This is a genomic window from Burkholderia sp. SIMBA_051 (assembly GCF_046534915.1).
GTDB lineage: Bacteria > Pseudomonadota > Gammaproteobacteria > Burkholderiales > Burkholderiaceae > Burkholderia > Burkholderia ambifaria.
On sequence record NZ_JAWRXS010000878.1, the window covers coordinates 1 to 237 of the forward strand.

General features: G+C 62.9%; 1 protein-coding gene. It reads left to right on the forward strand.

Features of this window, described 5'->3' with window-relative positions; genetic code table 11:
* Positions 1 to 237, forward strand: a 237-nt coding sequence (locus SB771_RS36955) for a protein phosphatase CheZ (protein WP_410722279.1), incomplete at both ends; no start/stop codon positions are given.

Here is a 237-nt window from a genome sequence, read left to right on the forward strand (position 1 = left end):
GGAAGTGCGCGCGCTGATGAACGACACGCGCAGCTTCTTGCGCGGCGTGCCCGAAGCCACCAGCGCCACCAACTCGCAACTCATGGAGATCATGCTGGCGCAGGACTTCCAGGATCTGACCGGGCAGGTCATCAAGAAGATCACGGACGTCGTGTATCTGATCGAGCAGCAATTGCTCGGCGTGCTGGTCGAGAACATCGCGCTCGAACGGCGCGAGCAGTTCGCGGCGAACGCGGC